This window comes from Priestia sp. JSM ZJ58 (assembly GCF_044383985.1).
In the GTDB taxonomy this organism is placed as follows: domain Bacteria; phylum Bacillota; class Bacilli; order Bacillales; family Bacillaceae_H; genus Priestia; species Priestia zanthoxyli.
Map to the genome: position 1 here is coordinate 91,789 of NZ_JBISEM010000005.1, position 24,475 is coordinate 116,263.

Here is a 24,475-nt window from a genome sequence, read left to right on the forward strand (position 1 = left end):
TATGAATATGACGTGGACTCAAGTATATAATCCGTTAAATAATATTTGGCTTTCTGCACTAATTGCACTCATCCCCATCATCTTTTTCTTTATTGCTTTAACTCTTTTGAAATTAAAAGGACACATTGCTGCTGGTATTACGGTACTTCTTTCTATGATTATTGCTATTTATTTTTATGATATGCCTGCCTCAATGGTCTTAGGAGCCACAGGCTATGGGTTTTTGTATGCACTTTGGCCCATCAGCTATATTATTATCGGCGCGGTGTTCTTATACAAGCTAACTGTCAAAAGCGGACAGTTTACTACCATTAGGCAATCTATTATTTCAATAACCGATGACCCCCGCTTGCAAATGCTGCTTGTTGCTTTTTCCTTTAATGCTTTTTTAGAAGGAGCAGCAGGATTTGGAGCTCCAATTGCCATTACAGCAGCGCTTCTAGTTGGACTTGGATTCAAACCGTTAAAAGCAGCGGCGCTATGCTTAATTGCTAATACAGCTTCAGGAGCTTTTGGCGCCATGGGGATTCCTGTCATTGTCGCAGGACAAGTATCTGGCATTGATCCAAAAGAAATTGCTCATTTTCTTGGCACGCAGCTTCCGATTATTTCTTTTCTTATCCCTTTTTTACTTGTCTTTATTATGGATGGGATAAAAGGATTAAAAGACGTATGGAAAGCAACGAGCATCACAGCCATTTCCTATGCACTGACGCAGTATTTAACTGTTACATACATCGGCCCTGAACTTCCAAATATCACATCTTCTATTGTGAGTTTGCTTGCTCTTGCTTTTTATATTAAAAGAACAAGCTCGGCAGCAGCTAAAAGCTTCAGCCTGTCACCAAAACAAATTTTAAAGGCTTGGTCTCCTTTTATTCTATTAACGATACTCGTTACGGCTTGGAGCATTTCTTTTGTCAAAACGGCGCTTGAACATCTGAACCTGCTTATTAACGTCCCATTTTTACACAATCACGTAATTAAAGCAGCGCCTTTAGTAAAAGATCCTACGCCTTACGCTGCTGTCTTAAAAATAGACTTATTTGCAGCAACAGGTACGGCAATTCTTATCGCTTGTATCCTTTCAGTTTTCTTGCTTAACGTATCGGCAAAAGTGGCATGGACCACTCTTTTGGAAACCGTAAAAGAACTATCAAGACCTATTATGACGATTATGATGGTCATTGCTTTTGCTTTTATTTCAAATTATTCAGGACAGTCCTCTACACTTGGATTGGCACTCGCTACATCAGCTGCTTATTTTCCATTTTTATCTCCATTTCTTGGCTGGATTGGCGTATTTCTAACGGGGTCTGTCGTATCGAATAATGCGCTGTTCGGCAACTTGCAGCTAACTACAGCTCAGCAAATTAATGTCTTGCCAATTATTCTCGTAGCGGCTAATACTGCCGGCGGCGTGATGGCTAAAATGCTTTCTCCTCAATCAATTGCTGTCGCTGCTGGAGCAGTAGGTTTAGCTGGAAAAGAGGGTGAACTGTTTAAATACACGCTCAAATACAGCATGGGATTTTTGATACTAGGAGGATTTGTTACCTTTTTATTGGCTTGGTGGTTATGATAAAAAACTTCTAAAAATCCTGTTATTACCTTGTTTCTTTCATTTAAACAAACGTTTGATTATATAAAAAAGTCTCCAGTTAGCGCCGGGGATTTTTTTATTCTGAAATAAGTAAACCTATATTGCCAAATTGTTTTCCTTTATCTAATCGTTCGCAAGCTGCAGCTGCCTCTGACAGCGGATAGAATCTATCGACGATTGGTTTAATTTGATGTTTCTCTATAAAATCCATCATGTCCACAAATTCTTCCTGACTTCCCATAGATGTGCCAAGTATATTGAATTGAGGATAAAAAATAGTTCTTAGAGGCAATTCAACTTCATTTCCAGAACTCGCACCAAAATTAACAATTCTTCCATTTGGCTTTAGTATTTCAAAATACGTCGGAAATAAAGCTGCCCCCACACTATCAAGTATGATATCTACTTTTCTATCGTTGATTTCTTCTTTTAGGTTACTTCCACTGTCTAATGCATAATCAGCTCCATACTTTAGGGCTTGCTTTCTTTTTTCATCACTTCTAGAAGTAACCGTTACGTCAGCTCCGATAGCTTTTGCGAATAACAAGCCATAAGTCGCGACTCCGCTCCCTATACCAGGAATAAGTAGATGTTCTCCTTTTTTTAACTGCCCTTTTGTAAAGAGAGCTCTATACGCAGTTAAAGCTGATAATGAAAGAACTCCCGCTTGTTTCCAAGATAGATAAGGCGGCTTTTGCACAACATTATCCGCTTTTATGATTACATACTCTGCAAACGTTCCATTCGATGGACCACCTAAAATTTTAGGCGTAAACGGAATGTCCTCTATACGATCCCACTCCAGACTTGGATTAATGATCACTTCTATTCCAATTTTTAAACCTTTTACGCCTTCTCCCACTTCTTCTATAATACCTGCACCGTCTGAACCGGGAATAAACGGCTTATCTCCTTTGCCTCGATTATTCATAACAAATAAATCTCTCCGGTTTAAACCTGCTGTTTTTAACCTTACTTTTACTTCTCCTCTTTCAGGGGGCATCTCCTGAAGATCTCTGTAATTCATGCCTGCTATACCGCTTTTCTCACTATGTATAATGGCTTTCATGATTTCGCCTCCTCTTAATCTACTCTACTAAAAAGCTCAAAACCGCAAAAGAAATATGCCCCAAAAAAAGGAAAACAAACTTTTAAAATCGCTTTTTCACCGTTTTATCTTTATTTTTCTGTATCCTAAAAGTATTCAGCTTCTTTTATTACAGATTTGTTACAAAAAAGATTGTTTGTAACAAAACGAATATAAAATAGAAAAATCGGTTTGGAAATCCTGATAAATCAACATTTATCCGCAATTTATTTACTATATCTACTTCAGAAACTAGTAAAAATCTAAAAAAATTTAAGAAAAAAAGACAAAACACTTTCTTTTATTACAGATTTATTGTAATATAAATGTAACAAAAGAAATATAAAACACATAATCGTTACATAAATAAGGTTAATTAATTAGGAGTGAGTTAGAAATGAAAAAAATTGGACTAGTTTTATCATCAATCGCTATTTTCTTTACACTAAGCACTGGAGTTACAGCACAAACAACATCTCCAACACTAACGGATGCAAATGCTGTCAAAATTGCAGCTAGTGCCAGCAATCATTTCTGGAGTGCTCTGCACGGTTATAAAAACAAACCATGTACAGAACGTACATTTGAATATAAAGGAACTGAGTACGTGTACCTTTGCCCTGAATTTGATACAAAAGCTGAGCTATCAAGCTACTTATCTGAGACATTTACAAATAGTGCAGTAGAAAAAGGATTAACAAATTACGGCTATATCACATATAACGGCAAACTTGCACATCCAATCGGCGACGGATTCAGCATGTTAGAGTGGTCAAAAGCAAAAACAAAGCTTGTGTATCAAACAGCAACAGTTCGCTCTTATGAATTCACAGTTCCAACTGTAGATGGCGGCAGTGTAAAACGAACTGTCACATTCTATAAATCTAATTCTCAGTGGAAAGTAAATAAATTTGACGCTGTTCAATAATAAAAAAAGCAGGTCTGCTTGAGCAGACCTGCTTTTTTCTTTTTGATCGATAACATAAATAAAACTTCTACTTACAGCGCTCTAATAGCTGTAAATAGAAGTTGAGATCACAAGTTTAAGTAAATCAAATTTTGTCGAATCCTGTAGAAACAGTGATAAGTTACGTTTTATATTACAGGCTAAATTGCTTGTTGTCAACATGATTTAACAAAAAGATAAATCGACATATACTAAACATATCAAAGACTTTTTGATATCGCAGTTGGCAGACATTATTCTATACATATATCAATGCAAGCAAGAAAGAAGCGCTCTTCATTTCCCATTAAAAATAAAAACATTAGCTTGGATTTTGTTCATGTTCCTTTGGGTTATCATGTACAGGGTGCGCCCCTGGGAATAACCTTTGAGCTTTTTCATGAAGGTTTTTGTTTTCATAATTAAATGCGCTATACGTTCGCTGCCCTTCTTCCCATGAAGTAGATTTCCCCAGTTTTTGATTAACCGGAGAGCCGAAGGGACCGTCTGGAAATTCTTCAGCGGTTATATACTCGTGGCTTTTTTCTACTGTAGAGAAATCACGATACGAGGGCTGTTTGTCTTCTTTCAATGATTTCACCCCTTCTTTCTAGAAGATTTTCTACTAGTATGCACACTTCTTTGTAAAAAACCCTCTTAAATTAGTCTAAATCAGGGTATGATAACTATACATTTACTTTTTAAAGGAGTTGAACAGCTTGGAACCTAGACCTCAGAAAGGAACTTTTTTCCGAGAAAAAATCTTAAATAATAAATTTGTTGTATATACAATTATTATTTTTATTCTCAGCATGACTATTTTTTCGTTATCAAAAATCGGATTTATTTTAATTCCTATCTCTATTTTTATTAAAACAATCGCACTGCCGATTATCTTAGCAGGAATTTGCTTTTATTTATTTAATCCGCTTGTTGACTTTTTAGAACGAAAAGGTGTAAAACGAATTATTTCCATTCTTGTTTTATACATAGTGATTATCGGCGCATTAGCCATTATTATTTCATCGGTTATTCCGCCTCTAAAAAATCAAGTTGACCGTCTTATTGATAATATCCCAGAGCTGACGCATGACGTTCAGCATGCGGTGACGAACCTTTCGAATAACCGATATGTCGAACAGGGTCTTCAGTCGGCTAACACGGACCTAGATAAGATTTCAAAAGATGCATCAAAACACTTGAGCAAATATGTTTCTGGATTTTCAAGCGGTATTGTGAACTTTGTCGGCACCATTACAGAAATTATATTATCGGTTGCCGTTTTACCCTTTATTCTTTTCTACTTATTAAAAGATGGGAAAAACTTACCTAATTACATTGTAAAACTGCTTCCAAACCGCTCTCGTTCTGAAGCTAAATTCATTTTAGCCGACATGAACCACGCATTAAGCGCATATATTCGCGGGCAAATTTTTGTTGCGATTTGTATAGGTGTACTGCTTTTCATTGGCTATCTGATTATTGGGTTAGATTATGCATTACTTCTAGCGATTATCGCCATGGTAACCAATGTTGTCCCTTACCTTGGTCCTATTATCGCCATTATTCCAGCCATTATTATTGCGTTTATTACGTCTCCTTTCATGCTTGTAAAACTGGCCATTGTCTGGGCAGTTGTTCAATTGCTTGAAGGCAAAGTAATCTCTCCGCAAATTATGGGAAGAAGCCTGGATATTCACCCGATTACGGTCATTTTTGTCATTCTAACCGCCGGAAACTTATTCGGAATCATCGGTATTATTTTAGCCGTTCCTGGATATGCCGTTTTAAAAGTTATTATTACGCATATTTACCAATTCATCCGTTTGAACTCTACTATGTATCCAGATAAAAAAGCATAATAAAAAGCCCATCGATTTTCGATGGGCTTAACTTTTTACTTTTGTTCTTCTTCATCTTCACGATCAAACCAAAGGAGCTCTTGATCATCTTCATCTCCATTATAGTTGATGAGAATTTCTTCTCCTGCTTGGATATCCGTATATGCATAAAAATCAAAGGTATGATTGTCAAAATTAATTTCATACGTAGCATTGGGTGTATACGAGTGATTAAACAGCATACCGTATCCCAAAAGAATAGCCGTATGATTCACTCCATATTCAAAAGCATAATCCGCTAGTGTTGTTTTCTCAATAAAATCATGCTCTTTATTAGGATAAGCGATAACAGGAGCTTCGTGAATAAGCGTTCCTTTTTTAATATCTTGCTTAGCAAATACACCTCTGTTAAATTCTCCGTCGCTTATCGTAGACATTTTTATTTCGATCATATTCGTCACCTATATATTCTTTCCTCTAAGATTTTCTTCTTCCCTAAGCTTGACAGTTTATAATGGGGAAATCAACTGTTTTTCATAACCACTTGAATATAAGCTGAAGGAACGCTTATCATACGCACTTGTGTAAGCACTTACCTTGTTAGAAACACGCAATTTGATTTTATTTTAGACATAGAAAAGCAATGACCTGGGGCATAGCGCTTTTTTGAGCCATTCAACATGTGAAGAATCGTTTTTCTCTGTGATATAATCGTTTATGCTGCTTTTTTATGTTAATCTATGACTTTTATTACTGATTTTATCTTATGTTAGAAAGAAGGTTTCACATGAACTTAAATCACGACAGAGATGGTGTGATATATGCGGTCCTTTCTTATCTTATGTGGGGGCTCACGCCAATTTATTGGAAGCTGGTTCACCACGTAGCACCAGGTGAGATTTTAGCTCAGCGCGTTTTTTGGTCTTTTATTTTTATGCTTATTCTTTTATTAATGACAAAGAAATGGCGTACATACATTACGTTTATAAAAGAAATAGTGAAAAAACCATCCTTATTCTGGTCCCTTTTTACTGCGTCTGTACTTATTAGTGCAAATTGGGGCATTTTTATGTGGGCTGTCATTAATGGAAAAATAGTAGAAGCGAGCCTTGGACAATATATTAATCCCCTAACAAGTGTTTTATTAGGTGTTATTTTCTTAAAAGAGAGATTAAGCGGGGCTCAAATTTTTGCATTTATACTAGCAGGAATCGGCGTCTTAACGCTTAGTCTTCATTATGGTGTGGTTCCTTGGATTTCGCTTAGCTTAGCTGTTACCTTCGGATTATATGGTTTGGCAAAGAAAAAGATTAAAGCTGATTCAACGATTGGATTAACTCTTGAAACGATGGTCATCTCCCCTATTGCATTAGCATACATAGGCTACCTTACGTTTCAATCACACTTGCAGTTTTTTGATTCTTTTTCAACAAGTCTTTTATTAATGGGCAGTGGAGTAGTTACAGCTTTACCACTCCTATTATTCACAAAAAGTGCTAAAAAAGTATCATTATCAATGCTTGGTATTCTTCAATATATTTCACCAACCTTGTCTTTGCTAGCAGGAGTCATTCTATACCATGAAGCGCTAACAAAAGCTCATGTTATTGCTTTTAGTTTTATTTGGTTAGCTCTTATTGTTTATACGTTCTCATCTATTACTAAATGGGGGAACAGAAAACAAATAAGAAATAAAGTGGAGGCTTAACAGAATCATACACTCTCTTACGTATTATTTTTAAACAAAATAGGCTGGGAGGAGCATTATTTATGAAACGAATTATTGACTCGCATATTCATCTAGATCAATATGAACAGAAAAGCTGGAAAGACATAGTTGAGCAGGATCCTTCGTTACAAGCGCTTATTTCTGTATCTTCTACATTACACTCTTGCCAACTTAATCAAAAAATCAGCAAGTTATATTCCTGCGTGAAACCTGCCTACGGATTTCACCCTGAACAAATGCTGCCTTCTTCAAATGAATTAGCGGAGCTGTTTGCTTGGATTGATCAAAACAATGAAGAAATGATCGCTGTTGGGGAGGTTGGTCTACCTTATTACTTAAGTCAGACCTATACTCTTTCTCTAGAGCCCTATTTGGAGCTGCTTGAAGCTTTTATTATTCATTCAAAAAAATGGGGGAAACCGCTAATTCTTCACGCTGTATATGAAGATGCTGAGATCGTGTGCGACTTACTAGAAAAACATTCTGTGCCTAAAGCTCACTTCCACTGGTTCAAAGGAGCTAAAAAAACCGTTGAACGAATGAAAAACAACGGCTACTATATTTCCGTTACACCTGATATTGTATATAAACCTAAAATCCAAGCGCTTGCCACAGATTACCCTCTTGACTACTTGATGGTCGAAACAGATGGTCCGTGGCCATTTGAAGGACCTTTTCAAAACCAGACAACGGTTCCATCAATGATGCATCAGTCCGTTCAGGAAATAGCACGTCTCAAAAGGGTTTCTGTAACGGAGACATATGATTTTTTATATCGAAATACAGCTCATTTTTATAATCTCTCCACATAAAAAGCCTTTCCCTAAGGAAAGGCTTTTTATATCTAAATTCGTTTCACAAGTTTTACGATCAGCACAATCACTGCAATGACAAGAAGAATGTGAATGATGCCGCCGCCAATATGAAAAACTAATCCTAATAACCAAAAAATAAATAAAAGTCCAATAATCGTCCACAACATAATTTTTTCTCCTTTTTTATATGTAGTATTTGTTATAATTTTATATTTCCCTAAATGTGCATAAATAAACGCATTTCATATACATCTTTTCACTAAAGAAGATTCACATAATGTACAAAAAGCAATCATGTTCTCTGTGGTAAAATAAGTATGTAATCTTATTTAATTTAAGCGGAGATGATTAACTATGACATGGATTGTATTACTTTCCATCATTCTTGTAAGTGCACTCAAAATATTAATAACGTGTCTTCCAACTCCAGTGGTCAAATGGCTTATGACTAAATTTCAATTACACCCAACACTTGATGATCAAAACGCTACTGTCACAGTTGATGGGAAACATTTAGAAGGCAAAGACAAAATGCAAGTGATTGATTATTTTAATAAAGCAACATTTTTAAAACAATATTATGTCCATGAAGGAAATAAGGACTATTATAAACACCTAGAAGACAGTGAAACTCCACTTGTTATCGATACGAAAAAAGGGAAAAACGATGTTCGACTATGCGTATACAGCTATCATGATCATGTCGACGTCGTGAAACAATACAAAAAGAAGATTATCGCCTACAGCCTGCTGTCTGATCACCTTCAAAAGCAGTCCATAACAGCTGACCTAGCTTAAACCAGTCGCCTACAAGGCGGCTTTTTTAGTTTTTAGTTTTAGTTTGAAGTTACCTTACTTAAAAATACCAAACTTTAACATTAAATCTAATGCTATAACATAAATTAATAGAATTTTCTAACTTTTTTAAGAGGTGATGGATAATGCTTTCTTTGTTAGGGTTTGGCATGATTGCTACTTTTCTTTCTTTTCAAGTGGGCCTTTGGGACAACTATTATCATGACAATTACAGCCATTTTAACGAACGCTGTTTCCCTTTAGACTCCTACTATAAAAAAAGGAAGCCGACTACCATAAGGCAATCGGCTCACACATGTAGGATATTGATTTAACACTAACAAAGTACAACACAACACTAGTAATTATATAATATATTTCATTATTTTGAAAGCGATTTCATATATATTTTTAAAAATATTTTGTTACTTGTTTTTTACAGAAAAGAACCACGTTTCAGCCAATTCGAAACGTGGTTCTTTTCTGTAAGGACTTGCCCTACAGGCTATAAATGTAAGTTACGTTCATTATAGCATGAGCCCATATACAGATTCCATGGTAATTACTGTATGATCTCGTTACGTTACGACTCGTTGTATTTTTCTGTCCATGTGCAGCGTATTCCATGGTTCATCCTGTTCAGCTAGCCTTTTGATAAAGCCTTGTGAAGCCCAAAAAGGAATAGCGCCAGGTAAAAAAGGATGAGTATGCAGATACAGCGTGTCATAAAAATGACTTTGGGCAAATTGTTCAACTGCTTTTAACAGCTGCTGTCCAATGCCTAGACGCCGGTACGCTGGATCGACATAGCATTTTACAATCTCAGCTGCAGTTCTATGTTCATATCGCTCTTTTAATGCATGAAACCGTCCATCGTAAGCGTATAAACCAATGGTTCCAATTACTTGTTGATTTTCCGTAACAGCTGCAAAAAAAGCAGCGTCTTTCGCTTGAACGTAATGTTCATTAAAATGAAGCAAATCCACAGGAAGCCGATTTTTTTCCAGCATAGGAAATAGCTCATTCCGCATATTCATGACAAACTGAATCACTTCAGCATCCTTTTCTTTTACTTCTTTAATTTGATACATTTGTACTTCATGCACGTTTACTGTCACATCCTTTTAGCGATCATTGTATACTTTTTCTTTTCTCTGCTTATGCTGCAATGTTAACTACGGCGTTACGTCTAAATGCTGAGTCAGCATATAATACTCGCTTGGATTTGTTGTCCAGTTTTTCACTTTTTGATTATAAGCAACAACAATGTTTGGATGTACAATCGATGACGTCAGCATTTTTCTATTAATCAAAGCGGTTGCTTGTTTGGCTAACTGATCTCGTTTTGCGTCATCTACTGTTGAATTTAACTGTTCTATCATTTTTGTTAGCGTATCATCATTAATCCGGCTGGCATTTAAACCACCGCCGGGCAAATAGTTCGTACTTAAATAATAGCTGGCATCTCCTCTAGGTGCTGTGATAAGGCTGTACAATGCTAAATCCCAATCATCTTTTGCCATTACATATTCATCGCTATCTTCAACTAGGTGAATCTTAATAGTAATTCCTAACTCTTTGGCATTAGACTGTATAAGCTGAGCAATTAAAGGCAGTTCTGGCAAAGAACTATATGTGACAAGAGAGAGCGATAGTGGCTTTCCATTTTTGATTGCTTTGTCATTTTTGATTTGATAGCCTGCTTTCTCTAAATATTTTTTAGCAGATGTCATACCTCTTTGCTCATTAGCAGTACTATCAGCAAAAGGAAATTGGGGTAAAAATGGACCTCGAGCCGCTGCCGCTTGATTGTTCATGATGCTGCTAACAATTTCTTTTCGGTTCAATAAGGTATCGATAGCTTTTCTTACATTTTCGTCTTTTAATGCGTCATTAGTTTGATTGTAAAGCAATAAATGGGTGCGCACACTAGGTACTCCACTTACTTTAAAAGACGGATCTGTTTGTAAAGTGCCCAAGCTTTCTAAAGGCGGGCGATAAATAATATCGGCTGTTCCAGATTGAAGAGCAGCAACTCGCGCATTAGCATCTTCGTTAAATCCAAAGATCGCACTTTTCAATTTCACTTTTCCACCCCAATAATTTTCATATCTTTCTAATTTTACTTGATTTCCTTGATCAAAAGACAAGACGCGAAATGGACCCGTACCAATGGGCTTCTTAGCTATATTAGAAGCATTAACATCTATAATAGCTGTATTTGGATGCACTAATTCAGAAGGAAATTTAGGCATTGGTTCTTTTAATGTAATTGTCAGCGCATGACTGTTCGCTTTCATTTCTTTAATATTTAAAGCGTTTTTCATCGCATAACTTTGGTCTATCGTTCTTTGAAGAGAAGACTTAACGGCATTTGCATCCAGCGCTTTTCCGTTTTGAAACGTGATGTTCTTTCTTATCATAAATGTCCATGTAAGGCCGTTATCTTTCGTTTCCCACTTTTCAGCAAGCCAAGGCTTTATTTTTAAATCGTCGTTGATTTTAACAAGCGTCTCCCCTACTCCCCCACGAACTGCTGTATAATTATCGTCCGTATGAGGATCAAGCGTTGCAGATGTAAAATTAAATAAAAACGTCACACTTTTATCCGTTTTCTTTCTTTCTTTTATACTTACGCTCTCTTCATTAGGAGCGCAAGCAGTGAGGCAAAGTAACATGAGAAATATCATAGATACAAGTTTTTTATTATTTATCATTCATTTTTCCACCTTCTATTTTAATACACAAAAAAAGCACTTCTAAAAAGAAGTGCTTGCCTTCACAACAAATTCAGATAAACGTATCCCTTGTTTATCGTATTTTTGATTCTGCCAAAACACCTCCCTATCCTCGTAGGTTATTGTGTGCTGCGATTTATGGCAGGTCTCCTGGCTTCAAGTCACTGCCTTATACCGCCTTCCCGTCTCTAAATAGACAGTGGCTTTTTGACATAAGGCTCCTTGTTACAGTGGCGGGACCGCTCCGGATTTTCACCGGATTCCCTTTTAAGGCAATTGAAAAACAATTGCCACCATAAAAGCTGGTTATTTAATTTAGTAGCGTGCTCTTGAAACTCTAGAAGTGGAAGCTGATGGTGAAATATCTTTATCATCAAATCCAGTGGCAATAACGGTTACCATCATTTCGTCCTTTAAATCTTCATTAATCACAGATCCAAAAATCATATTTAAGTCCTGATCAGAAGCGGACGTGACAATATCTGCTGCTTCCTGTACTTCGTAAAGACTCAGGCTGCTGCCGCTCGTAATGTTCAGCAGCACGCCTCTTGCTCCATCAATCGATGCATCTAGCAGCGGACTAGAAATCGCTTTTTTCGCTGCTTCAATTGCTCGATCTGATCCCGAAGCTCGTCCGATACCCATAAGCGCAAATCCTTGATTAGACATAATTGTTTTTACATCAGCAAAGTCAAGGTTAATCAGCCCTGGAACAGCGATTAAATCTGAAATACCTTGAATACCTTGGCGAAGAACATTATCTGCTTCACGGAATGCTTCAAGCATAGGTGTCTTTTTATCAACGATTTCAAGCAAACGGTCGTTTGGAATGACAATAAGGGTATCTACCGATTCATTCATCGCAGTAATACCGCCTACTGCTTGCTTGGTACGTTTATTTCCTTCAAACTTGAAAGGACGAGTAACTACTCCAATTGTTAAAGCATTTAGTTCACGGGCAATTTGGGCAATAACCGGAGCTGCTCCAGTACCAGTGCCTCCCCCCATGCCAGCTGTTACGAATACCATATCTGCGCCTTGCAGTACTTCTTGAATTTGCTCTCTGCTTTCTTCTGCAGCTTCTCTTCCTACTTCTGGATTAGCTCCTGCACCTAATCCTCGCGTTAATGCCGCACCAATCTGCATTTTCACATCTGCTTTAGATAAATTAAGCGCCTGAGCATCCGTATTAACGGCGATAAATTCTACCCCTTGTACACCATGTTCAATCATACGGTTAACGGTGTTATTTCCTCCACCGCCGACTCCAATTACTTTAATTCGCACTAATGGCGATACATCTCCATCAAATCCAAACATTCTAAGTTCCTCCTCAATGATCAAAATTACTTTCTCTTATTATCCGAAAAAACACGTGAAGAACCTTTTACTCCTATGTTTAACGCGTAACTGTTCTTTTGTTTTACAGATTTTATACATTTCTCTTTTAACCTTTAAATCTTTACATCTTTATGTAAAATTATTGTTGTTCCGAAGTTAGTACGCCGAACTCTTTTTTGGTTTTCCCACTCAAAACGGTATATAAGCTTATTGTATCATTCATTTGACAGATGTCTGTATTTAATTTTGAGTAAGATGTGACTAAGAGAATAATATTTTTATAGACAAAATGAGAAAAAGCCCTTAGAAATAAGGGCTTCTCTAGATAATAAACCATTTTATAATTTCCCAGTTAAGAATTGAGCTTCTCCCATACCAAAGCTCCAGTCAGCATTACCGTTTTCAACAATTGAAATCATAATGTCGCTTGGCTGAATTCCGCAGCTTTCTCCCAGCTCTTTTACAATTAATTTGTAAAGAGCTTGTTTTTGCTCTTCTGTTCGCTGTTTGCTCGTCACACTTATAATAACCAAATCCTTGCTTCTCTCAAAGCCAAGACCTGTATCTTCAATAATCATTTCATGAGCAGGATGCTGATGTACAATTTGATAACGATCGCGTTCTGGGACGCCAAAGGCTTCTAGCATCGCTCGATGAGTAGCGTCTAGTAATGTTTTTAACTCTTTTTCGTCTCTTCCTTCTATTACATCAAATCTAAGTAATGGCATACTAAGTAACCTCCAGCTTTTTGTCTAATGTATTATTGCTTTATCATATCACAACTATCATTTGTAAAAAAAAGATACGCTATTCACAATGTGCTCTCTAGTGAAAGAGACCTCAAACTCTTCAATAAAAGCTGAACCTAATAAAAAGAAATGAGCAGCATAACGGCTCATTTCATTAGTACAAAAATATTTATAATAAGAGCTAAAATACATGCAGATACAATGGCAATGAGTACGTTCATCACAAGGTTTTGCGAGGATGTTTTAGCTTGTTTTTTCATATCAGCCCGACTCATCTGTTGCTTTTCATGATCACTTTTAGACATCACGTAGCCTCTCCTATTCATCAAAATGTCAGCAGTGTATAAATGATTTTTGAGAAACCTTGATCCAGTTCTTTTGTATAAACAGCAGCACATGCAGGTTATCATCAGTTATTTTAGCATGTTTTGTCAAATAAGTGGACTATGTAGCGCTTCAATTTAGTATTCACAGCCAAATATATTTAAATTCGTTGCTTTTCTCTTCTTTTCTCGCTATTGTTTGAGAAGAAGGATAATTAGATACGATAAAGGATGATACGATATTGAATAACCATACGCAGCTGCCTCAGTATATCTACACATACGCATGCAGCGAAGAGGAACTCTCACTATGTCAATTAGAGAGACGCTCTCTTTTTGAAATTGAAACTGAGAAACCTATCATAAAAAGCGCCGTTAAACTTGATCCAAGCAGAAGCCCTTTTATCAAAGAGCGATTAGATATTATGTATGAATCAGATGACCTTGCAGATATTTGCAAACAAGTAGAAGATATTGACCTTGGAGATCAAACATTTAAACTCATTTTTATGAAAATTAATGACTTAGAAAAAGATCAAAAAATAAGCTATAAAGGTCAGCGTGCGATTGAACGTGATGTGGGTTGGCATTTTGTAGCAGAAGCAGACTTGCATAACCCTGACCATTTGTTTGGAATTGTTCCATTTGGAGGACGCTGGTATTTTGGAAAATATCAAAAAAGCGAAGCTGTATGGCTGCATCATTTGAAGAAACCGCGTGAATACTCTACGGCACTCAGTACCCGCCTTGCAAGAGCTGTAGCTAACATTGCCGTTCCAAAGCCTGAAGGAATCAAAGCGATTGATCCATGCTGTGGTATTGGTACAGTCCTCGTAGAAGCTCTTTCAATGGGCATTGATATTGTAGGACGCGATATCAACCCACTTGTGACCGACGGATCTCGTGAAAATATTGCGCATTTCGGCTTAAAGGGTGATGTCAAAACCGGACCGATTTCGGATGTTACCACTCACTATGACGTAGCGATCATCGACATGCCTTACAATCTCTACACCCACGCGACGCCTGAAGATCAGCTTTCTATTTTAAAACACGCTCGCCGCTTTGCGGATAAAGTAGTCGTAATTACAGTAGACACGATTGACCATATGATTCATGAAGCTGGCTTTTCTATTTCAGATCGCTGCGTAGCGCGCAAAAGCGTATTTTCTAGACAAGTAGTTGTATGCGAATAAAAAAAGACACCAGTCTAACAGGCTGGTGTCTTTTGATTTACCACTCTTTAGGTTCATAGTCTAATTCTTTGAATAGCTGCGTACGCTCTTTTTTCGTTAAATCTCTCCATTGCCCAACAGGCAAGTTGTTTAAGTGAATATTCATAATACGCGTACGCTGAAGTCGGTATACTTCATATCCGAGCACTTCACACATACGGCGAATTTGACGATTTAAGCCCTGTGTTAAAATAATTTGAAACTCGTACTTAGACAGCTGTGTCACTTTACAAGGAAGCGTTTTTGTACCTAAAATTTTTACTCCCTCAGACATGTTTTTGATAAACTCGGGTGTAATCGGCTTATCTACTGCAACAATATATTCTTTTTCATGCTTGTTTTCTGCACGTAAAATTTCGTTAATAATATCGCCGTCATTTGTAAGTAAAATTAAGCCGTCTGAATCCTTATCTAGTCGTCCGACATGATGAATACGCAAAGGGTGATTGACTAAGTCAATGATGTTTCCCTTTACTTTTTTCTCACTCGTACTTGTAATGCCGACTGGTTTATTAAGTGCAATATATACATTATTTCGAGCAATCCGAAGCTGTTGGCCGCTTACTCGAATATCATCGCCAGGCTTAACTTGATCTCCGATTTTTGCAACCTTTCCATTAACGGTTACTCTTCCTTCACTAATTAACTTATCTGCCCCGCGTCTTGACGCTTTGCCAGATTCACTAATAAATTTATTCAGTCTCAGGTGAATCACAACCTTACATTTAAAAATTTTAAAATTTGTCTCTTCTATTAGAAACCGATATGTGTCAATTTCTATACCGTCCCTATCGTAACATGCTATACGCTTCTCGTCTTCTTTTAATTTCATTACTTGACTATATTTTTTTAACAGAAATAAAAGGATAGCCTCAAAATACTTTGTAAACTTATTCTTAACATTTCAAGCAATGCTTACACCTGTCAAACCAACGTCAATCTTCACTCCTATACAAGACCTAAACGTCTGGATTGACTGATCAGTATAGAGTTGCTACCATCAGGTTTTCTTATGCTTCCAGGAGGAGTAACGCTGGCTCTAACAGCTATGGTCGGAGGAAGTTTGTTTGATAAAATTGGATTTAAACCGCTGCTTTTAACAAGTTTAATTCTGTTAACGTTTATTTTAAGTTTGTTCACTACCATTTCAAGAGAAACAACCACGATGACCGCAGCTATTTTATACGCTGCCTTTACAATTGGCGTAGGTTTAAGCATAGGACCCGTAATGACGCTTGCTTTAAATCAAGTACCTAAACCGCTTCACGCTCACGGTTCAGCCATTTCAAATACGATTAACCAAGTTTCAGGCGCAATTGGACCCGCTTTGTATACAAGTATTATGACTATGGCTTCTCAGCACTTTATTCAACAATCAAATGAAACGAATAAAACGCTGTTACAAATAAAAAGTATGACAAGCGGAGTTCATACCGTCTATTATGTAGCCATCGCTTTCGCTATCATTTCGTTCCTGCTCGCTCTTACATTAAAGAAAAAAGATCAGCAGCTTGAAACGCAATAAGTGAGAAACTAACAAGAGCTGCTCATGGTTTGAGCAGCTCTTGTTACATGCAGAATTTATATTACAAATGTAAAAGCAATCATAGATACTATGAAAACAAGGATAATAATACCTCTCTTTTTTTCTGTTTTCCATGCTTCAATAGCGCCCGCGATACCACCAATGACTAAAATAAAAGTGCCTATAATGTGGAGAGGCAGCAGCGATAATACTCTACCTAAACTCGCCATCACTCCCCCAATCAATATAAAGCCTGTTGTTATAATCGATTTTAATGATGTTAAGTCTCGTATAGCTTCTTGTTTTTCAGTCTTACTCAGTTTAAAGTACTCTATTATACTAAAAGCAGCGGGTGTTCCCCATAAAATAAAGAAGCTAACTAATCTATCCGTGTCTACATTCACTGTTTATTCACCACCGCTATTAGTTTCTTATACACTTTTCCTAACCCATTTTTTAGAGATAAAAAAAGCGGCTGTAGCTGCTACAGCGGGAATCATAAAAGCAAAGCTACCAGAATAACTGCCAAACGTTACTTTACTTGATAATCCTTCGATTGAGCTCCACATAGTCGAACTTTCTGGAACATATAAGAGCGTAAGAATCATTCCTGATAGCAGTTGAAAGCTACCCAAGAAAACGATGAAACTAATGATAAATAGTCCATATCTCTTCAATAAAATCTCTCCCTTGATTTATATACGATTTCACGCTTCATAAGTTCCATCATTTAACAAATCCATGTATTATTCTCGCTTCAAAGATCCTCCAAAAGAAAATTGATGGTAGTCATCGATCTTATTCCAATATCCTATGCACTTTACGTCAGGCTCATCAATAGCTAACGCTTCTTTATTAATTCCTTTATAAGGAAGAAATGCAGTCAACTTTACCTTTTGTTTTGGCTTAATATTTAACTTATTGCCTTCTGCTAACACCTTAAATTTATTTTCAGAATAACCGTTTTTTATTTTTAGTGGATACGATAAAAATACGTCGTTTTGTTTGATGGTCAAATCGCTCTTGTTTACGAATTCCAATTCATACGAAATCCCTTGCTTCATCTTTTGTTCTTTGATGACGTTAATATGGATTTTTTCTAGTTCTCTTAAAGGAACGTTGTCTTCTTCTTTTGAACACCCGGCAAATAAGATAGCTAACACTAATAAAACAAGAATTCCTAACTTTCTATTCAAAAAATAATCCCCTCTCTCGTAACAAAGATTATTTTACAATTATAACTCAAAAAAGTTATTTAATGGTAAAAATACACAATTAAAAAAGCAAACCTTGTCGGTCTGCTTTTTTAATTGCTACGCATAGGTAATGTGTTGTTGTGCGAAAAACTTTTCGATAAGGAGTTTGCCAACTATATGTATATCGTAACAAAAGAAAAAAGAACGCGCTGTGAGATTTGTCACGTCTTCTTTCAAAATAATCTAATTGAATACTCGCTATTGCGTTACGCAAAAAGAGCAGAACGCAATAGCGACCTGCTCTTTTCACATGCTAGATATGGGTAATTTGTCCATGCGTGAAAAGCTCTTCAATAATAAGGGGTTTATCACTACACTTATAGAATAACAAAGAAAAAAAGATGCGGCTGTGAGATTTATCACAGCCGCATCTTTTTATCCAACTAGCTTATTAAATTGTACACGTTTATTAATGGCCGCCATAATTGGTGCTCCAACAAGCATAACCACAAACTCACCAACAGCTGTTGTTAACCATGTAAAGAAAAATGGTAAATCAAATGCTAGGTGCAGTTCAAACGCAATAATAAACATCGTAAACGTAAACACAAGTGTATTAATAAGCATACGAGCCCACATATTTTTAATGTAGCGCATAGAAAAAATGGTAATGAGTAATGATAGTACAGATTGTCCTACCCCAAACACCAGATCATAAGCGACCATTGGTGAAAAAAACAAATTCGTCAGAAATACCCCTAGTACAATGCCGTACACGTACTTTTTATTAAATACAATCAAATGATTGAACATTTCTGATATACGAAATTGGATATTGGTGAAGCCAAACGGCTGAATTAACATGCTAACAGCAATATACATAGCTGCTAAAAGACCGTTGACGCAAAGTGTTCTTATATTCATCTTACTATTCTCTCCTTAGTTTTTTAACGTGGGATGGTTACGAACCACGTAAACACTCAAAGAATCATACAGCAAGCTTAAGCTTTCGTCAATCTAGCTGTTTGCAAACTACTGCTGCTTTCATGTCTTCCATATTGACTGCTCTTTTTTCTTACTTTTCTTTAGTATAAAATAGAAGACGTATCCGTATACATAGGTGACATAAAGTAGTTAACCCTTTTGATTTGAAATACGAAAGGATTTGTAGCGATGTTAGATAATACAGATAAGCGCATACTAGAAGAGCTATCAAAAAATGGACGTATGAAGATGAAAGAATTAGGAGAAAAAGTGCATTTAACCGGACAAGCCGCTTCTGCTAGAGTATTAAAGTTAGAAGATGAAGGCATTATCAAAGGCTATACAATTAACATTGATGAACGAAAACTTGGCTACACCGTCCATGCATTTTTAAATATCTATACGCAGAGCATTCATCACCACCCCTACCTTACATTTGTAGAAAGTCAGAAGAAGTACGTCATCAACAACTTTAAAATCAGCGGCGATGGCTGCTACTTACTAGAATGTAAATTTCATTCGAATGAAGAATTAAATGATTTTTTGACAGAGCTAAATCAGCATGTGAATTACAAACTTTCAATCGTCATTAACAAATAAATTTTTTTAAAAAATAAAGGTATATTAATTTATGAAAATGGTAATCCTAATAACGTATTCCCCCTATTCCAATAAATTTGAAAATCCTTTGCGCCGTCGCAAAGGATTCTTTTTTTATGTAGGAAACCGCCTTCTATTTTTTGAAAAGTTGAACATCTCTCATAGCGTTGACATAGCGGTCAGAGGTTTATATAATCGGTGACATCGAAGCATAGAAAAGCAGACTCAAGACATTATACACGTATCGTAATTCTTCGTCTTAGAAGTTGATCAGTTTTATAACTAGACAATTTCTAAGACGTTTTTTATTTTATCATTTGTGAAACACTACTAAAAACAAGATTCCACGTGAAAATATCCTAATGATCAGGGAGGTTTGCATATTGAAAACAATCTATAAAGACATCATTTTAATTATTGCCGGAGCGCTTTTAGTTGCTGCATCCATTGACTTTTTTGTCATTCCAAATAAATTAGGTGACGGAAGTACGGTTGGTATTGCTCTTGTTTTATATTATTTATTTCATATCCCTACAAGTATCAGCACATTTCTTGTGAACCTTGTATTCATTGCCTTAGCTTATAAATTTCTAACTAAAAAAACGATTCTCTATACGATTCTAGGAGCTGTCATGACGTCCGTTTTCTTAGGTCTGGTCAGCTATATTCCTTTTCACGTTCACGACATGATTTTAGGAATTGTATTCGGGGCTTTACTAATGGGAACAGGACTGGCACTCATTTTTATCGCGGATGGATCTACCGGCGGCACAACTCTTTTAGCTTATTTATTAAACTACACAAAAGGCTACAATATCTCGAAAAGCATGTTCTACATGGACAGCGTCATTATTTTAGCATCGGTTTTTGCTATTGGCGTCAACAATACCCTCTATACTTTTATATTCGTCTATCTTTGTGCTAAAATCGTCGATGTTGTTATCGAAGGTTTCCACAACAAAAAAGCAATGACGATTATGTCTGATCAGTACAAAGACATTGCGCAAGTGATCACCAGTGAATTTGGAAATGCAGCTACCATCTTTTATGGATATGGCTACTACGCCAACAAAGATAAACGCATTATCTACGTTGTTATTAAAAAGAACGAGTTATTAAAAATTAAAAAGAAAATCCAGCAAATTGATCCGAATTCTTTTATTGTCATCCACGAAGTAAAAGAAGTTGTCGGCGGAAAATTTGGATTTATCGGCAATTCGCCTCATGAAACAAAAGCCGCTGCTAAATAAAAAAATCCACCTCTTGGTGGATTTTTTTATGAAAAAACCGTTAAGAAAAACGAAAAGATCCCTGCTAAAAAGTAAACTGACCCTAACGCAATTGCTCCTGTAAAGACCGTAAATACACTTAATCCGATAGCCACCTTCATTTTCATCCACATCCCTTTTTAGATTAGTAGTATAAGTATGTCCAAGAATAGAAGATTTATAACTATGCCACCCTATTTATTTCATATATCGATGCAACAATTGTCTATTCAACGTGTTCTAAAACCACCCCTGACGACATAACGTATAGGAAGGATTTCATATACACATCTTTGTATCACACATATCATATGAAATTAGGTGAGATAAAATGGTGGCTGTCCACTTTTTTGAAAACAGAAAGCTTCTATTAAGCCAGCTGAGGGAAAACATTCCTTCTACGGGTGATGATTTAAATATTAAGGGACGAAAAGGAACCGTCGTGCTTGTGAATGACATCGATGAAAAAAATGTTCACGTGGAAGTTGCTTTAGAAAAAGTAGTGAAAAAGAACTTAGCGTTAGATAATGCTAAAAAGAAAAGGAGATAAGCGGCTACGCTTATCTCCTTTTTTTTGATTGACATACGATCTCTTGCTTCTGTTTAGAAAAAAAAGAGACTCCTAAAAAAGGAATCTGCCAAAAAGAGCGATATCATCGCCTGAATATTAATACAAGCTATACTTTAACATATAAAAACATATTTTACAAAAATAAACTATTATTTTACGCATAATTATTTTTTTATTCGAGGCTTTTCAACATTTGAAACCCATTTCGTATAAAGAGTTTTATTTATTTTTCAGGCCAAATTTTTGCATCCGGCTCTAATAACCACTTATGCTCTTCTTCCATAATACGGTCTGTCCATGGATTATTGTCAAGATGGCGAATCATCCAGCAGAAGTACATCGCATAGCCAGGAGCCGTTGCTTGAGGATGATCTAATTCACCTGGAATTGTAATAAAACTATTATCAACTACACGGTATGCATCTTCTCCAACCATTGCACAGCCAAATCCTTGCGGCTTGTCAAAACGATAGTAATATACTTCAGGCTGGTCATGATGATGAGGCGGATAGCTCGACCATCTTCCTGGATAAGAAATAACTTCTCCAATAACAAGGTTAGAATAAGGAGCGTTATTATAATCAAAGATTGTCCGAATGACACGCTGAGCGGTACCTTCCCATACTCCTTCACCAGCTACTGTATTTTGACAGTCTTCAGGCGTATATAATTTTGATGAAAATTCTTTTTCATTATCCGTTTTTTGAACTAGTACTTCACTATTGGCAAGCGCGGTAATTTTAACCTCCACATTTTTCGAAACGTGCAAACACCAAGGCTCTTCTTCAAAAAGAGACTCACGCTGAATTTCTCTCGAATGTCCTTCCCACTCTAGCTTTACCTTTCCTTCTAGTAAAAGAATAGCCGTTTCATTGCTGCTGTCTAGTAAAGTTTCCTCTTTTCCTTGAGACATATTATAAATCCCAATATCCATCAGCATATCTTTGTGCTGACCGGCCATTTCTGTAAGTACGTTGTATCCTTTATTTAATTCACCTAATTTACCTAGCATGTTTAACTTCCTCCTTTATGTAGTAGCACAATCAGAATTTACTAATCACTCATTTTTTCTTCATAGACTTTATACATTCTTTTGAATATGTGACTGTGAAGAGTTTTTATTAACAGCAATACTCTTGATTGTATTCAATTATTTGCAGATGCTGTGGCGTTTCTTCGTAACGGAGCCGTCGATTTCCGGACAATCAATTTCGGCTCAAGAAGTAAATGTTCTTTATGCATCGTTGAGTATTCCATTTCTCTAACCAGCAAATCCACTACGTTTACAGCCATTTCTTTTGTCGGTTGTGCTACCGTCGTCAACATGGGCGTGATGGTAGTAGAAAGGACGGTATTATCAAAGCCAATCACTGATAAGTCATTCGGCACATCAATGTTGAATTCTTTTGCCGCTTGTATGACGCCAATAGCCAGTAAATCGTTACAAGCAAAAATAGCCGTCACTTTCTCCTTCATTAAAAAAATTTGCTTAGCACTTTCATATCCTTTTTGAATACTTGCTTCGGTCGTAATAACGTGCTGAGGTAACACAGTGATTCCATTTTCTTGCATGGCATCTCGAAAAGCATCTAAACGGGCGTGATTACTTTTTGCATTTTCTGTAATAATCGCAATTTTTTTATGATGCAAAGATAGCAAATAATCAGTCGCCAAATAGCTTCCCTTATAGTCATCCACTGTCACTGTATTAACAGATATGTGAGGGATTTCTGAAGCAATAACGCTAATGGGTATATCTTGCTTCAGCATATTTTTTAAAAGATTAGCATTGCGAAAAGCAGATGCTACAATTAAACCGTCGATTCTCTGACGAATTAACAGCGATAGATATTTTTTCTCTTTTTCCGCATCGTTATCGGTATTACACATTACAACATGGAAACCTCGCTCATGACTTCGGTCTTCTATGCTTCTTGCCAAATCGGCAAAAAAAGGGTTGGAGATGTCGGGTACGAGAAGCCCAATCGTTTTAGTAGGCTTTCCTGTTAAAGCAGATGCTACGACGCTTGGATGGTAATTCAACTGCCCCATAACCTCAATTACTTTTTGTCTTGTTCTTTCACTAATGTGACCGGTTTGATTGATAACTTTTGATACGGTGGAAATTGATACACCTGCTTCTTCAGCCACACTATAGATGGTTGGCTTCATTTCATCTCCTCCTTTCCTTTCATAAACATATAAAAGGCGTAAAACCTTTTACAATAGAAATTAAAGACCGCTTTTTTCTTTAATAAAGTTTCTTGCTTTTAACGCATATTCAAAAGGATTAGCAAGCGCTGGATCCTGTTCTGCTTCTACGACAAACCAGCCGTTATAATCAGAAGCGGCAAGCGTAGTAAATACTTCATCAAATTCAATAACTCCGTCGCCTGGAACAGTAAAGGCTCCTTCTTTTACCGCTTGCAAGAAGCTCAGGTCTTGTTGTTTGACTCGATCAACTACTTCTTGGCGAATATCTTTTAAATGAACATGTTTAATACGATGAAGATATTTTTTTAAGATATAAAGAGGTTCTTCGCCTGAAAAAACAAGATGACCGGTATCAAATAGGAGCGAAACAAGCTCTGGATTGGTAAGCTCCATTAGCTGCTCAATTTCTTCTGTTGTTTGGACGCCTGTTCCCATGTGATGATGATAGACAATATGCATATCTTTCTCTCTTGCTAGTTTCCCAAGATAGTGCAGGCCTTCTATAAGGCTGCTCCACTCTGTTGGCGTGAACACGGGCTTGTCTTTGAATAAAGGTACATCCATCATCCCTTGAATGCTGTGTCCTTGTTCAGATACAACAATTACTTTTGCTCCCATTTCGTATAAAAAATCGCGATGTTCAATAAATGGCGTCACCGTTTCTTCCAGCGGCTTTGTCGTTAAAAATGTACTAAACCATGCGCTTGCAATTTCTAAATTCCGAAGTGATAATGCCTTCCTTAAGATCGAAACATTTCGCGGATATTTGTTTCCTACCTCACTTCCTTTAAAACCGGTTAAAGCCATCTCACTGATACACTGTTCAAATGTATTTTCAGCTCCTAGTTCAGGCATGTCATCATTTGTCCAAGCGATTGGAGCAATCCCCAGTTTGACCGTGTTTTCCTTGAACAT

Annotated in this window: 28 protein-coding genes and 2 riboswitches; of the genes, 11 read left to right on the top strand and 17 right to left on the bottom strand. The window is 36.6% G+C overall.

Annotation, left to right across the window (positions count from 1 at the left end; genetic code table 11):
- Nucleotide 1: 1 nt before the first annotated feature.
- Nucleotides 2-1,582, top strand: a complete 1,581-nt coding sequence (locus ACH6EI_RS25325) for a lactate permease LctP family transporter (protein WP_028414325.1) — start codon at nt 2-4, stop codon at nt 1,580-1,582.
- Nucleotides 1,583-1,679: 97 nt separating this feature from the next.
- On the opposite strand, the gene ACH6EI_RS25330 is transcribed toward ACH6EI_RS25325, so the two are convergent.
- Nucleotides 1,680-2,672, bottom strand: coding sequence for a zinc-binding dehydrogenase (locus tag ACH6EI_RS25330; RefSeq protein WP_028414326.1), 993 nt, complete (start codon nt 2,670-2,672; stop codon nt 1,680-1,682).
- Nucleotides 2,673-3,087: 415 nt separating this feature from the next.
- On the opposite strand from ACH6EI_RS25330, the gene ACH6EI_RS25335 reads away from it, so the two are divergent.
- Nucleotides 3,088-3,618 carry an IseA DL-endopeptidase inhibitor family protein gene (locus tag ACH6EI_RS25335; RefSeq protein ID WP_028414327.1) on the top strand — a complete coding sequence of 177 codons (531 nt, stop codon included), beginning with the start codon at nt 3,088-3,090 and terminating at the stop codon, nt 3,616-3,618.
- Nucleotides 3,619-3,958: 340 nt separating this feature from the next.
- On the opposite strand, the gene ACH6EI_RS25340 is transcribed toward ACH6EI_RS25335, so the two are convergent.
- Nucleotides 3,959-4,228 carry a hypothetical protein gene (locus ACH6EI_RS25340; protein WP_028414328.1) on the bottom strand — a complete coding sequence of 90 codons (270 nt, stop codon included), beginning with the start codon at nt 4,226-4,228 and terminating at the stop codon, nt 3,959-3,961.
- A 127-nt stretch (nt 4,229-4,355) separates the two neighbouring features.
- Between ACH6EI_RS25340 and ACH6EI_RS25345 the strand changes: the two genes are divergently transcribed.
- Nucleotides 4,356-5,498: an AI-2E family transporter gene (locus ACH6EI_RS25345; protein WP_013081622.1), complete on the top strand. Its 1,143-nt coding sequence runs from the start codon at nt 4,356-4,358 to the stop codon at nt 5,496-5,498.
- A 35-nt stretch (nt 5,499-5,533) separates the two neighbouring features.
- Here the strand turns inward: ACH6EI_RS25345 and ACH6EI_RS25350 are convergent, their stop codons facing one another.
- Nucleotides 5,534-5,929, bottom strand: coding sequence for an SET domain-containing protein (locus ACH6EI_RS25350; RefSeq protein WP_028414329.1), 396 nt, complete (start codon nt 5,927-5,929; stop codon nt 5,534-5,536).
- A 335-nt stretch (nt 5,930-6,264) separates the two neighbouring features.
- Between ACH6EI_RS25350 and rarD the strand changes: the two genes are divergently transcribed.
- The gene (rarD, locus tag ACH6EI_RS25355; RefSeq protein WP_028414330.1) at nt 6,265-7,185 is read left to right on the top strand and encodes an EamA family transporter RarD; all 921 of its coding nucleotides are present in this window, start codon (nt 6,265-6,267) and stop codon (nt 7,183-7,185) included.
- Between the two features lie 62 nt (nt 7,186-7,247).
- Entirely contained in the window at nt 7,248-8,018 is a 771-nt protein-coding gene (locus ACH6EI_RS25360; protein ID WP_028414331.1) for a TatD family hydrolase, read from the top strand.
- Between the two features lie 32 nt (nt 8,019-8,050).
- Here the strand turns inward: ACH6EI_RS25360 and ACH6EI_RS25365 are convergent, their stop codons facing one another.
- Nucleotides 8,051-8,188, bottom strand: a complete 138-nt coding sequence (locus ACH6EI_RS25365) for a lmo0937 family membrane protein (RefSeq protein ID WP_013055244.1) — start codon at nt 8,186-8,188, stop codon at nt 8,051-8,053.
- Nucleotides 8,189-8,375: 187 nt separating this feature from the next.
- Between ACH6EI_RS25365 and ACH6EI_RS25370 the strand changes: the two genes are divergently transcribed.
- Nucleotides 8,376-8,819 carry a YfmQ family protein gene (locus ACH6EI_RS25370; RefSeq protein ID WP_028414332.1) on the top strand — a complete coding sequence of 148 codons (444 nt, stop codon included), beginning with the start codon at nt 8,376-8,378 and terminating at the stop codon, nt 8,817-8,819.
- A 575-nt stretch (nt 8,820-9,394) separates the two neighbouring features.
- Here the strand turns inward: ACH6EI_RS25370 and ACH6EI_RS25375 are convergent.
- From ACH6EI_RS25375 to ACH6EI_RS25395, 5 genes are all read right to left on the bottom strand, one after another.
- Nucleotides 9,395-9,922 (bottom strand): GNAT family N-acetyltransferase, encoded by a 528-nt coding sequence (locus ACH6EI_RS25375; RefSeq protein WP_108674379.1) that lies wholly within the window; start codon nt 9,920-9,922, stop codon nt 9,395-9,397.
- 69 nt (nt 9,923-9,991) lie between these two features.
- Nucleotides 9,992-11,533 carry a nickel ABC transporter substrate-binding protein gene (gene nikA / locus ACH6EI_RS25380; RefSeq protein ID WP_028414334.1) on the bottom strand — a complete coding sequence of 514 codons (1,542 nt, stop codon included), beginning with the start codon at nt 11,531-11,533 and terminating at the stop codon, nt 9,992-9,994.
- Nucleotides 11,534-11,676: 143 nt separating this feature from the next.
- Nucleotides 11,677-11,867: riboswitch (cobalamin riboswitch) on the bottom strand.
- A gap of 2 nt (nt 11,868-11,869) precedes the next feature.
- Complete coding sequence (gene ftsZ, locus ACH6EI_RS25385) at nt 11,870-12,874, bottom strand: cell division protein FtsZ (RefSeq protein WP_099330602.1); 1,005 nt, start codon at nt 12,872-12,874, stop codon at nt 11,870-11,872.
- 359 nt (nt 12,875-13,233) lie between these two features.
- Entirely contained in the window at nt 13,234-13,623 is a 390-nt protein-coding gene (locus ACH6EI_RS25390; RefSeq protein WP_028414336.1) for a tautomerase family protein, read from the bottom strand.
- 167 nt (nt 13,624-13,790) lie between these two features.
- The gene (locus tag ACH6EI_RS25395) at nt 13,791-13,949 is read right to left on the bottom strand and encodes a hypothetical protein (RefSeq protein WP_165635927.1); all 159 of its coding nucleotides are present in this window, start codon (nt 13,947-13,949) and stop codon (nt 13,791-13,793) included.
- A gap of 260 nt (nt 13,950-14,209) precedes the next feature.
- Between ACH6EI_RS25395 and ACH6EI_RS25400 the strand changes: the two genes are divergently transcribed.
- On the top strand, nt 14,210-15,163 hold the full coding sequence (locus ACH6EI_RS25400) for a TRM11 family SAM-dependent methyltransferase (RefSeq protein WP_099330601.1): 954 nt from the start codon (nt 14,210-14,212) through the stop codon (nt 15,161-15,163).
- Nucleotides 15,164-15,200: 37 nt separating this feature from the next.
- On the opposite strand, the gene rluF is transcribed toward ACH6EI_RS25400, so the two are convergent.
- The gene (gene rluF, locus ACH6EI_RS25405) at nt 15,201-15,917 is read right to left on the bottom strand and encodes a 23S rRNA pseudouridine(2604) synthase RluF (RefSeq protein ID WP_014461744.1); all 717 of its coding nucleotides are present in this window, start codon (nt 15,915-15,917) and stop codon (nt 15,201-15,203) included.
- Between the two features lie 276 nt (nt 15,918-16,193).
- On the opposite strand from rluF, the gene ACH6EI_RS25410 reads away from it, so the two are divergent.
- Complete coding sequence (locus tag ACH6EI_RS25410; RefSeq protein ID WP_223546309.1) at nt 16,194-16,727, top strand: MFS transporter; 534 nt, start codon at nt 16,194-16,196, stop codon at nt 16,725-16,727.
- 56 nt (nt 16,728-16,783) lie between these two features.
- Here ACH6EI_RS25410 and ACH6EI_RS25415 read toward each other — a convergent pair whose 3' ends face one another.
- The 4 genes from ACH6EI_RS25415 to ACH6EI_RS25430 all read right to left on the bottom strand — a co-directional run bounded on the left by ACH6EI_RS25415 (nt 16,784) and on the right by ACH6EI_RS25430 (nt 18,847).
- Nucleotides 16,784-17,131, bottom strand: coding sequence for a hypothetical protein (locus tag ACH6EI_RS25415; RefSeq protein WP_099330600.1), 348 nt, complete (start codon nt 17,129-17,131; stop codon nt 16,784-16,786).
- Between the two features lie 27 nt (nt 17,132-17,158).
- A complete protein-coding gene (locus ACH6EI_RS25420; protein ID WP_028414340.1) occupies nt 17,159-17,404 on the bottom strand; it encodes a hypothetical protein in 246 nt (81 codons plus the stop codon).
- 69 nt (nt 17,405-17,473) lie between these two features.
- Nucleotides 17,474-17,923 (bottom strand): hypothetical protein, encoded by a 450-nt coding sequence (locus ACH6EI_RS25425; RefSeq protein WP_028414341.1) that lies wholly within the window; start codon nt 17,921-17,923, stop codon nt 17,474-17,476.
- Between the two features lie 435 nt (nt 17,924-18,358).
- Nucleotides 18,359-18,847 (bottom strand): QueT transporter family protein, encoded by a 489-nt coding sequence (locus ACH6EI_RS25430; protein WP_028414342.1) that lies wholly within the window; start codon nt 18,845-18,847, stop codon nt 18,359-18,361.
- Nucleotides 18,848-18,856: 9 nt separating this feature from the next.
- Nucleotides 18,857-18,901: riboswitch (PreQ1 riboswitch) on the bottom strand.
- Nucleotides 18,902-19,096: 195 nt separating this feature from the next.
- Here ACH6EI_RS25430 and ACH6EI_RS25435 point away from each other — a divergent pair.
- The 3 genes from ACH6EI_RS25435 to ACH6EI_RS25445 all read left to right on the top strand — a co-directional run bounded on the left by ACH6EI_RS25435 (nt 19,097) and on the right by ACH6EI_RS25445 (nt 21,325).
- Nucleotides 19,097-19,507: an Lrp/AsnC family transcriptional regulator gene (locus tag ACH6EI_RS25435; protein WP_028414343.1), complete on the top strand. Its 411-nt coding sequence runs from the start codon at nt 19,097-19,099 to the stop codon at nt 19,505-19,507.
- Nucleotides 19,508-19,890: 383 nt separating this feature from the next.
- Nucleotides 19,891-20,757: a YitT family protein gene (locus tag ACH6EI_RS25440; RefSeq protein WP_028414344.1), complete on the top strand. Its 867-nt coding sequence runs from the start codon at nt 19,891-19,893 to the stop codon at nt 20,755-20,757.
- 349 nt (nt 20,758-21,106) lie between these two features.
- Nucleotides 21,107-21,325 carry a hypothetical protein gene (locus ACH6EI_RS25445; RefSeq protein WP_098112826.1) on the top strand — a complete coding sequence of 73 codons (219 nt, stop codon included), beginning with the start codon at nt 21,107-21,109 and terminating at the stop codon, nt 21,323-21,325.
- A gap of 244 nt (nt 21,326-21,569) precedes the next feature.
- Here ACH6EI_RS25445 and ACH6EI_RS25450 read toward each other — a convergent pair whose 3' ends face one another.
- From ACH6EI_RS25450 to iolE, 3 genes are all read right to left on the bottom strand, one after another.
- Nucleotides 21,570-22,358 carry a 5-deoxy-glucuronate isomerase gene (locus ACH6EI_RS25450; RefSeq protein WP_098112825.1) on the bottom strand — a complete coding sequence of 263 codons (789 nt, stop codon included), beginning with the start codon at nt 22,356-22,358 and terminating at the stop codon, nt 21,570-21,572.
- Between the two features lie 134 nt (nt 22,359-22,492).
- Nucleotides 22,493-23,518, bottom strand: coding sequence for a LacI family DNA-binding transcriptional regulator (locus ACH6EI_RS25455; RefSeq protein ID WP_033580685.1), 1,026 nt, complete (start codon nt 23,516-23,518; stop codon nt 22,493-22,495).
- Nucleotides 23,519-23,578: 60 nt separating this feature from the next.
- Nucleotides 23,579-24,475: a myo-inosose-2 dehydratase gene (gene iolE / locus ACH6EI_RS25460; protein WP_098112824.1), complete on the bottom strand. Its 897-nt coding sequence runs from the start codon at nt 24,473-24,475 to the stop codon at nt 23,579-23,581.